The organism is Methanosarcinales archaeon (assembly GCA_014859725.1).
Classification (GTDB): Archaea; Halobacteriota; Methanosarcinia; order Methanosarcinales; family Methanocomedenaceae; genus Kmv04.
This window is the reverse complement of record JACUTQ010000082.1, coordinates 1-9667: the sequence shown is the minus strand read 5'-3', so window position 1 is coordinate 9667 and position 9667 is coordinate 1. Positions and strand designations below refer to the sequence as shown.

The window sequence follows — 9667 nt, the reverse complement described above, 5'->3', positions numbered from 1 at the left end:
TCCTGACCAAGGTTGAATTATGAGACATAAACACTTGACGAAAATCGGTGTTTAACTATTGAACCAGATCTCGTAAAAATCTCAAACTGGCTTCCCCTTCCTGTATTGTCCGGGCCTCCAGTACGATCCTGGTACCAAGCCCATTAATTGAGCCTACAACCTTTTCCCAGTCAACAATACCCTGTCCTGCAGGTAGATGTTCATCCCTTTTTCCATTATTATCGTGAAGATGCACATGAACCACTCTGTCAAGACATTTATCAAGGAATGCATCGACCATACCATTGGTATTTGCATGACCCACATCAAGGGTCAATCCCAGGTTCTCCCTGTCAACAGATTCGATCATGCCCAGTATCTCTTCAGCATGCCTGCCTAATATAGCATCCATATTGACCATGTTTTCCACACCGATTGTCATATCATATTCTGCAGCATAATCACAAAGCTGCTGCAATCCTTCAATATTCTTCTGCCATGACAGGTCAGGCATCTGCATACCTAAGGGTGAGAGGTGCCCGGGGTGGACGGCAGCGATCCGCGTGAAGGGTGAAGCCAGTTTGATGTTCTGCTTCATCTGGCGCAGGGTTTCCCTCCACATGGGTTCGTTAAGACTGGCAAGGTTCAGGTCTGAGAAGGGAAGATGGACCGTAAGTACAAGGTTAGTGGTCTCAAGAATTGTGGAAATCTGCGCAAGGTTTCTGTCATTCAGCTCCTGCTTCCCTTCACACACGATCTCCCAGCCGGAAAATCCCAACTCTTCCAGCTCGTAGGCCCAGTTGAATGGGTTATCCACTACAGCCCTGGATGAAAAACTGAAATTCCTAGTATTAAGTCCTGGATTCATAATATCAACGGAGTGTCAAAAAAGGTTTAATTTGATATCAGTGTTCCGCTGTGACGGCCGGCCACTGCTTCGACAATATTCTTAGGATCTGTTCCATCTATTACAATGGTCTTGATACCGCAACGCTGGATGATCTTGGCTGCAAGCGGGTCTATGGGTGAGTTCGAACCCGCAGCCATATCTATCTTTATTACGATCTCGACCAATTCTGATGGGGTCATGCTTGATAATTTCTTTGCCTCTTTATCGCGGTTGGGATCTGCGGTATATACCCCATCCACGGATGTGGCATTAATTAACAGATCAGCCCCTACATATTCGGCCAATACAGCAGAAACAGCATCAGTGGTCTGGCCAGGTATCAAACCACCCATTACTACTATCTTGCCCCAATATGCCGCATTATTTGCATCAAGGTAGCTCCTGGAAGGTTCAGGATATGCGCTTTTACCTAAAGCAGCGATCAAGAGCCTTGCATTGATGCGGGTCATATCGATGCCTATAACATCGCATTCCACTTCGTTTGCACCCAGCGCTCTGGCCGTAGATATATAATCTCTCGCAATCCTGCCCCCGCCCACTACCACGTAAATGGTATGTTCTTCAGTTAGTTGTTTTACATTTTCAGCATATTTGTAGATCCTTCCCGGATCAAGATCGCTGATTAATACAGACCCACCAATTGAAATTACAATTATCATTAAGATTACCTGACCTTTTTACGTTGTACCACAACTTAAATCTAAATGTTTTTGGTCAATGTAATTTGCTTTTTACTTTATCGTAGAAACCACCATGTTTGATTCGAACAAACCGTGCCGGATTAGCTGCTTTTTCGATCCGTATCGTATGATTTGAAGTAATGTTCCGGGAATACTGTCCATCTACCACAACTTCGGCTTCCTTGCCTGACAGGAGCAGTTCAACTTTAATTGTACTTTGGGCAGGAACGACCCAGGGTCTTGATGCAAGTTTAAAAGGTGCCAGCGGCACTACAACAGCAGCATCCACCCTCGGGTCCACGATAGGTCCCCCGGCACTCATGGCATATGCTGTGGAACCGGTGGGGGTGGCAATGATCAATCCGTCGGCCCTCAGTTCTTCAAGTTCAAATTCATCAACCCAGATCTTATAAGCCAGTATCTTAGCAGGATGGGATGTTATGATCACTACTTCGTTGGTGGCAGAAGGGAGTTTTATACCATTTATCCAGACTTCAAACCTGGAGCGTTCATCCAACTCAAAACCAGAAAGTATGGAATCTATAGTTGGAACTGCATCTTCTGCTTCCACATCAACCAGAAAACCTACTGTCCCCATATTAATAGGTAAAATTGGAAGGGGATCATCCATGTGCTGTATCGTCCTGAGGACTGTCCCATCTCCGCCTATAGTAATTAATACTTCTACCCCCAACTGGCGCATCTGGCCTACAGAAGTCCCTTCAATGTTAAGTTCACTTGCAGTACCAGGGTCAATATACACATCAACCTTATCAGTAAGGTGGCCGATTACCTTTTTGGCTATTTCAACTGCACCTGCCTTATCACAGCGGGAGACCACTCCTACTTTCCTGATCAATCGAATACCCCTGGCATAATGTATTAAAATTACGTAGAATCCCTAACATTATAACACTATTGTTTTTTCAAGATTAGTGTGTGCATTCCCATTGGATGCAACTATATTGATCCGACTGGTAACATTCAGTTCTCCTGATAAAGGTTGGTCACGTCCATCTGTCACAATACCTCCTGCTTCCTTTATGATAAGGATTCCTGCTGCTAAATCGGTAACTCTCATCCTGCTTCTCAAATCAACAAATGCATCTACCCTGGCCGATGCCACATAACATAATTCCAGGGCGGCACTGCCAAAGGACCTGATACGTCGTACGTTTCTTCCCAGTCGTTTTAATGTATCTTCACTATCAAGGTATCCATAAGCTACAACAGTGAACTCATTGAGTTTGTTCAATGGTGATACCTGTATCTCTTGATCATTACAGAAAGCACCGCGTCCCATTGCGGCCGTGAAATCCATGCCAGTGGCAAGATTGAACACTTTACCATATCTGATATCTGAAAGATCATCATCTCCCACTGCAATGGATACTGAAAAAAAAGGTAAGGAGTGTGTGGCATTGTACGTACCATCTATTGGATCCAGCACTACAGTAAACTCAGGATTATCCCCAAATGTAAGGTATCCCTTCTCCTCAGAGACTATTTTCATGTCGATACCGGATGATGCCAGGATTTCAAGGGCAGCATCTTCGGCGACGACATCGATAAGTTTGGAAGGTGTGCCATCAGCACCCATTCCAACGACCCTGTTTCCCTCAACAGTCCCAACCAGGTTTTTTATGGCATCAGATATTGCAAATGTCACATCATTGCATAACGTGGCTATTTCATCCATTCCATTACCGTTCTTCATGCCGGCAGACCCCGGGCAATTAATCGCTGTTTTTTGTTGTTCAGATCCACTAAAACAAAGACATCCCTTTCATTATATGATATTACTTCACCGGCATTAATTAAAACCCTGCATACACTGCCCGCAGGCGCTTCTGTTATATCCTGTCCATCCCGGGTGATCTTTGTTATTTTTACTGGGGTGGACTGAAGAGTAACATACAGGTGCAAGGTGCTGCCTACACTTAACCCCTGACTGAATTTTGAAACACTGCACTCAAGTTCGATTTCATTTGAGGATATCTCGTTATTTGAGATTATGTGTCCCCGATCCACATCCTTAGCCTGGATGCCTTTCAATGCCAGTCCGACACGAGAGCCAGTACCTGCCTGTGTTTTATCCTCATCATGCATCTGGATGTTGCGTATCTCGATCTCCTGGCCTGTGGGATGGACCATGACCTTATCTTGTTTATGTATAGTTCCCTGTATCACCCGACCCAGTATTACTGAACCGATGCCCTTGACATTAAATGAATGATCCACTACCACCCTGGATGGAAGATCGTTCATGGTCAGGTTTTTGGTCGCCACTTCCTTATCAAAACGATTAATGGCTTCTTTTAACTGTTCTATTCCTTCAAAGGTAGTTGTAGACAAAGGAATAATATCCCAGTCCCGGGCAGTGGTACCTTTAAGCAACGACCTGATCTGTTTAGTATTTACCTCCAGTTCATAAGGATTTGACCTATCAGACATGGTCTGGACAATAATTCCCCGGGTCAATCCCAATAGATCAACAGCTATTACACATTCACCAGTAACAGCATTCATTCCTGATGGCGGGACACAGAGGAGAACGATATCAGACATACCTAATGCGGTCATCAGGGGTTTGGGAGATGCAGGATAACCTGATGAGTCTATGATAGTAAGGATCTGCTCACCTTTGGCAAAATCATACATGGTAATATCTGATACATTACCCTTTTTGCCGAGCTTGGCTGAAAGAGAACTCCTCCCAGAACCTTCCTGTCCTATAATTGCTATTGATACCATTTATTCTGCATCATCTTCCTGGAATATTATTTCAATGACTTCAAAACAGCCCTCACCTAATGATTCAATTGCCTTGGTGACATCTCCAGGAGTGATTTCATGTTGTTTAGCTTTCTCTTCGTCCACATTAACGACCCATATATATTTCATATTCTTATAACTCCGTTTGGTTAATTCAATTCATAATGTTTTCAGTGTTATTAAAACAAGCGCAACGACCGACACTTTCCATCCAGTATCCTCTTCTTCTTCAATTCGATCCAACAGCCAATCCACAGACTCTTTTACCTGATCACAACGCCCGTCAAGTATTAATGACTGCACTACCAGGCAGGAAGTGGCAGTATATTTCCAGTTTCCATCAGTACACTGGGCCAATAACCAGGAAGAATTGCGACTTATTGTATCAGCTAATCCTTCTGAATACTGGTATATCATTGCAGAATTGATAAGAGCAATAGTGCCCGGGTGTTTCAAGTTTTCAGAAAATGTATCCAGTAACCATTTGACACCTGTTTGGTTTTTATTACCCATTTGTCCCAGTGATATCAGGCTGTAACAGGTATCATACACATCATTATTCCATGAGCCGTTGTCTAACTGCATACTTTCCAGAAATTTTGCAGAATTACTGCATGAAAAGCCGCAATTAAATAGTGCAGAACATGCCCTGGCCGTATTCCTCACCTGGTTATCCCCTTCCCAGTGGTCACTTTTTCTGGCGTTGAGTAACCATTTCACAGGGCCACTTGTCTCATGTCCCCACATACACAGTGCTCTCGCAGCCTGAGATGCTTCCTTTATACTGGTAAATGGGGCATTTTTGAGCCATTCCAGACTACGTTTTGAAAAAACTTCAACCCTTTCAGCCCTGATTGGATCCATTTCACTTTTAATCTGGTTAATACAACTAATCTTTATCGATGTTTTTTTATCCTTTGTATTCCTTTAATATAGAGACTGTCTAATATAAAGGAGGCAGCCTATGAACAATGAAATTGCGCCCCATGTGGACGAAATAATAAGGGCGCTGGACACAACAGATATTCAGGTAGATCAAGCTACCATACGAAAAGAACTGGAAAAGCTTCTTGAATTCAAGGTTCCTCTTAACGAAGCAAAGAGGAGTTTATTGAAAAAATACGGAGCTGCCGATATCCCTGAAATAAAAAACCTGGCCGAATTAAATGGTGGGGAGCGGAACATTGAGATTATTGCCAGAATCCTGGATATCAATCTAAAAGTCGTGGGAATCAAGGGGCAGGAAAGGACCATATTTATGGGTACCATGGCAGACCAGACCGGTGCCAGAAGTTTCACAGCATGGGATGATTTTGGACTTGAGATCGGTGATATTGTCAAAGTAAGTAATGCATACACCCGGAGCTGGCAGGGAATGCCAGAGATTAATTTTGGTCCAAGATCAAAAATAGAACAGTTGGATCCAGGTATTCTGGAACCACTTATGGTCAAGAATGACCCCATTCCTCTTGCCGAACTTAAAGACGGTACGGCCGGCATATATACGATTTTAAGAATAATCGAATCCAGACAGCAGGAGATCAGTACAAAAAGCGGCCCCAAGACCATTATTACCGGAGTAGTAGCTGATAGTTCTGCCAAACTGCCCTTTACTTCATGGATAATAAAACCCGAAATAGCAGTTGGAAATACGGTAAAAGTAGAGAACGCATATATAAAATCATGGCGCGGCATCCCAAGTATCAACATAAGTGAATTTACTACCATACAAATTGCAGACAATACTATTACCGAGGATGAGATTGCATGTATAATTGAACCCACACCCACAAGGTTGGATCAGATCACCAAACGGGGTGGAGCACTTGATGTGGTAATTGAAGGCAGTGTGATCTCAATAAGACCGGGCACTGGTCTTATAACCCGCTGTCCGGAATGCAGCAGGGTGATACAGAAGAACACCTGTCGGGTCCATGGTACTGTTGCAGGTATAAATGATATGCGTATCAAGTCCATACTTGACGATGGTACAGGCGCAATGACCATAGTCATGGATGCTGACCTGACCCGGAAGGTCACTGGTTTCTCTATCGAAAAATGTAACGAAATTGCTACGGCAGCCCAGAACTCGTCCGCAGTGGAAGATGAGATCCGCAGGAAACTCCTGGGCAGGATAATGCGCTTACGGGGGAATATGACTAAAGGAGAATATGGGATCATACTGGTGGCCACTGATGCCAAATTAATAGAGACCGATGTTGCTGCGGCCGTTGAGTTAATTATTGATGAAATGAATAGGGCATTATTGGAGGAGGGGCTTTGATCGAAAGGGAGCTGGCATGGAGGGTCTTTGCCCATGAATTCAACCATTCAGATTATTTTTTCCATGAAGGTGATGAGCGGGCTCCAAATTACCTGGTAACACCTACCGGAGCCAAGATCAACAGGTTGTACTTTTTGGGTGTCCTGACAGAGATAGACAATATCGGGGTCGGTGAGGATATGTGGAGGGGAAGATTATCAGACCCTACAGGAGCTTTTACCGTATATGCAGGCCAGTACCAGCCAGAAGCAGCCATGTTCCTGGCAGGCCTGGATATACCATCATTTGTAGCTTTAGTGGGGAAGGCCAGGATATATGAGCCAGAAGAAGGGAGCATATTTACATCGGTCAGGCCTGAAGAATTGAATACGGCAAATGCCAGCATAAGGGACAGGTGGATCGTGGATACTGCGCGGCTGACATTTGAACGTATCCGGCTGGCAAGGGCCGCATATAAATCTGGTTTACAGGGTGAGGAACTCATTGCAAGTATGGTCCAATCCGGTGCCAATCCGGAGCTTGCCAGCGGCATTAGAATGGCAATCGAACATTATTCTGGCCTGGACAGCTATCTTGATACCCTGTCAGTCGTGATAATTGATGCATTGAAGACTCTGCTGCCAGATGATGACAATAAACCCTTAAAGAAAGATGATATTATTGTAGCAGAAGTAACCCAATCCCGGTATCAAACCGATGAACCGAAAAAAGCTGAACAGGCGGTCATGCCAGTGGATGCTGAAGCTATTTCAGGAGTAAAAGAAGATCCAGCCGGTTATTCTATAGAAGAAGCAGGATTGTCCGAGGAGCTAGAAGGTTCCAAAGAGCCTGACAGTCCGGATGAAACAGGAATAACAGCAGCTGAGGAGAATGAACCTGATGCCGACGAGATAATTTATGATCTGTTAGGTAAACTGGATTCCGGAAAAGGTGTGCCTGTAGCTGAATTGATCGAAAAATCAATAAATAGCGGTCTTAATATAGATCAGATTGATGGGGCCGTGAAAACACTGATGTCAGAAGGTAAATGCTACGAACCCAGGATAGATTTATTGCGAAGGGTATGACACATTCCATAAAGAAGATTACTTATTCATATGTACATATGCGACCTGGCATTAATTTTATGACAAGGAGTCATTGGGGCAATTCATCTAAAAATGTTATTATAAAAGATTTGAAAGATGAGAGCCATCCTGAAGATTAAAGCATTGTGATTATACCCCCGTTTACCAGCTCAAATTACCATTAGTAGTTTGCACGTCTCATTATAGAATATATAAGTTATACAAAATAGTATAATTATTTATATTACCAATCATAATATTCTAATGATTGAAATGTGTCATGCAACAGTAAAACTAAAAAAATGGGGTAATTCTCTGGGAATTGTAATTCCGAAAGACAAGATTGATGAGTTGGGCTTATCAGAGCATGATCTTATTGATATTGATATAATGAAAAAAGAAAAAATAAGCGGGTTTGGAATCGTAAAAGCAAGAGCTCCTTTTGAACGTGACCATGCCGAACATGAAGATTTATGGTGACTTTGTGTTTCTTATAGACACGTATGCATGGGTTGAATATTTTATTGGTTCTAATAAAGGAAAAGGAGTCAAAGAAATACTTGAAGATGAGAATAATATTATTATAACTCCGGAATGTGTTTTAGCAGAGTTAAAAGGTTGGGCCATTAGGGAAAATATTGATTTTGAAGAATTATATCAAATTGTCAGAAAATTATCAGATATTCAATGTTTGACAACTGCTGATTGGTTAAATGCTGCATCCATCAGAAGTGAGATGAGAAAAAATCAGAAAGATTTTGGTATGATTGATGCTCTGATAGTCGCTCAAAAAAACCGTTTTGGATGTAAAGTAATTAGTGGCGATCCACACTTTGAACTTATTGAAAATACAATATATTTGTCAAAATGACGTTGTTTTTCTCTAAATTTGCATCGCCTTACATGTTTGAAAAAAAAATTGTTAGACTTAATTAATTCGAGCATGAATTTCCCATTCTTCGTCAACGACCTCCGACTGGATGTCGGAGGCATCTTGAGGGTGAATAGGTGCGATTCTAAAAGTATAATTTCATTTTTCTACTAAAAAGATATAAAAATAATATACAATACTAGACACATATATTTATATGCTGAAAGCATATGACTATATAATAAAAAATCCTAATTTATCTTGTGCCAAACAGAGTCATTAAAGAAACTAGAATACTTGCTGAAGATGAGATTATCGACATCTCATTGACGCAAGTTCCAATATCATCAGAAATCCCTCATGGAGTAAGATACAGTTTCAATTACCGAGTTATGACAAAGGAGGGATGGAGTACAGTCTTTCGTTTCGATAATGCACATACAATAAAGGGACATAATAAAAGAGACCATAAACATTTATTAAATAATGAAGTGCAGGAAATCGAATTTAACAATCCAAAAGAGTTGATTGATGAGTTAATGAAATTGATTGAATATAATCGGAGGATTATTAATGAAATTAAAGGACGTTGAAATTATAGTCATGAATGATGAAGAATATGGGGATCATTTGAATAAGTTATTTGAAAAAGTTAAAGAAGGCAAGATAAGTGAATCTGAACCTCATAAAATAGTATCTCGTACAACAGAGGATATTGGAAAAATATTAACCCATGAAAGAATTCGCTTACTTCATATAATAAGGGAGAAGAAACCAGAATCAATCAGTGAACTTGCAAGGATACTGGATCGCAAAGAATCAAATGTTCATAACGACCTTACTTTTCTTGAGGGGATTGGTCTTCTTGAGATAAAAAAAGGAAAAAATCATGTTAAGAAAGTCCCCGTTGTTGATTATGATGCATTACATATTACAGTTCCTTTGACTGCATAACTTATTTTCATTTTTTTGATTTTTCATAATATTCCGGTACTGGCATCTACTTGTATTTGTAAAAGATATTCTTAGGATGCACAGAATACCCTTCTCGGTAGAGTAAAAGAGTGGCTTTCGCCACCCTCTCCTCATCAAACCGCTCGT

13 protein-coding genes are annotated in these 9667 nt (G+C 41.7%); 6 read left to right on the top strand and 7 right to left on the bottom strand.

Annotated features, from left to right (window positions below):
- Positions 1 to 55: 55 nt before the first annotated feature.
- From IBX40_07990 to IBX40_07960, 7 genes are read right to left on the bottom strand one after another with little or no spacing between them, the layout of a single operon-like run.
- Positions 56 to 847, bottom strand: a complete 792-nt coding sequence (locus IBX40_07990) for a sugar phosphate isomerase/epimerase (GenBank protein ID MBE0524256.1) — start codon at positions 845 to 847, stop codon at positions 56 to 58.
- Positions 848 to 873: 26 nt separating this feature from the next.
- Entirely contained in the window at positions 874 to 1548 is a 675-nt protein-coding gene (locus IBX40_07985; GenBank protein ID MBE0524255.1) for a UMP kinase, read from the bottom strand.
- Positions 1549 to 1603: 55 nt separating this feature from the next.
- Positions 1604 to 2428 carry an NAD(+)/NADH kinase gene (locus tag IBX40_07980; protein MBE0524254.1) on the bottom strand — a complete coding sequence of 275 codons (825 nt, stop codon included), beginning with the start codon at positions 2426 to 2428 and terminating at the stop codon, positions 1604 to 1606.
- A gap of 48 nt (positions 2429 to 2476) precedes the next feature.
- A complete protein-coding gene (locus IBX40_07975; GenBank protein MBE0524253.1) occupies positions 2477 to 3268 on the bottom strand; it encodes a bifunctional fructose-bisphosphatase/inositol-phosphate phosphatase in 792 nt (263 codons plus the stop codon).
- 14 nt (positions 3269 to 3282) lie between these two features.
- The gene (locus IBX40_07970; protein ID MBE0524252.1) at positions 3283 to 4323 is read right to left on the bottom strand and encodes an elongation factor Tu; all 1041 of its coding nucleotides are present in this window, start codon (positions 4321 to 4323) and stop codon (positions 3283 to 3285) included.
- Positions 4324 to 4473 carry a hypothetical protein gene (locus IBX40_07965; protein MBE0524251.1) on the bottom strand — a complete coding sequence of 50 codons (150 nt, stop codon included), beginning with the start codon at positions 4471 to 4473 and terminating at the stop codon, positions 4324 to 4326.
- Positions 4474 to 4503: 30 nt separating this feature from the next.
- Positions 4504 to 5208, bottom strand: coding sequence for a hypothetical protein (locus tag IBX40_07960; protein MBE0524250.1), 705 nt, complete (start codon positions 5206 to 5208; stop codon positions 4504 to 4506).
- 100 nt (positions 5209 to 5308) lie between these two features.
- Here IBX40_07960 and IBX40_07955 point away from each other — a divergent pair, with 100 nt between their 5' ends.
- The 6 genes from IBX40_07955 to IBX40_07930 all read left to right on the top strand — a co-directional run bounded on the left by IBX40_07955 (position 5309) and on the right by IBX40_07930 (position 9520).
- Entirely contained in the window at positions 5309 to 6628 is a 1320-nt protein-coding gene (locus IBX40_07955; GenBank protein MBE0524249.1) for a Single-stranded DNA binding protein, read from the top strand.
- On the top strand, positions 6625 to 7695 hold the full coding sequence (locus tag IBX40_07950) for a hypothetical protein (protein MBE0524248.1): 1071 nt from the start codon (positions 6625 to 6627) through the stop codon (positions 7693 to 7695). Before IBX40_07955 ends, IBX40_07950 begins: the two co-directional genes overlap by 4 nt.
- A gap of 264 nt (positions 7696 to 7959) precedes the next feature.
- Positions 7960 to 8175, top strand: coding sequence for a hypothetical protein (locus IBX40_07945; GenBank protein MBE0524247.1), 216 nt, complete (start codon positions 7960 to 7962; stop codon positions 8173 to 8175).
- A 4-nt stretch (positions 8176 to 8179) separates the two neighbouring features.
- Positions 8180 to 8566, top strand: a complete 387-nt coding sequence (locus tag IBX40_07940) for a PIN domain-containing protein (GenBank protein ID MBE0524246.1) — start codon at positions 8180 to 8182, stop codon at positions 8564 to 8566.
- Positions 8567 to 8829: 263 nt separating this feature from the next.
- Entirely contained in the window at positions 8830 to 9159 is a 330-nt protein-coding gene (locus IBX40_07935) for a hypothetical protein (protein ID MBE0524245.1), read from the top strand.
- Positions 9140 to 9520: an ArsR family transcriptional regulator gene (locus IBX40_07930; protein ID MBE0524244.1), complete on the top strand. Its 381-nt coding sequence runs from the start codon at positions 9140 to 9142 to the stop codon at positions 9518 to 9520. The genes IBX40_07935 and IBX40_07930 overlap by 20 nt, the downstream gene beginning before the upstream one ends.
- The last annotated feature ends 147 nt before the right edge of the window (positions 9521 to 9667 follow it).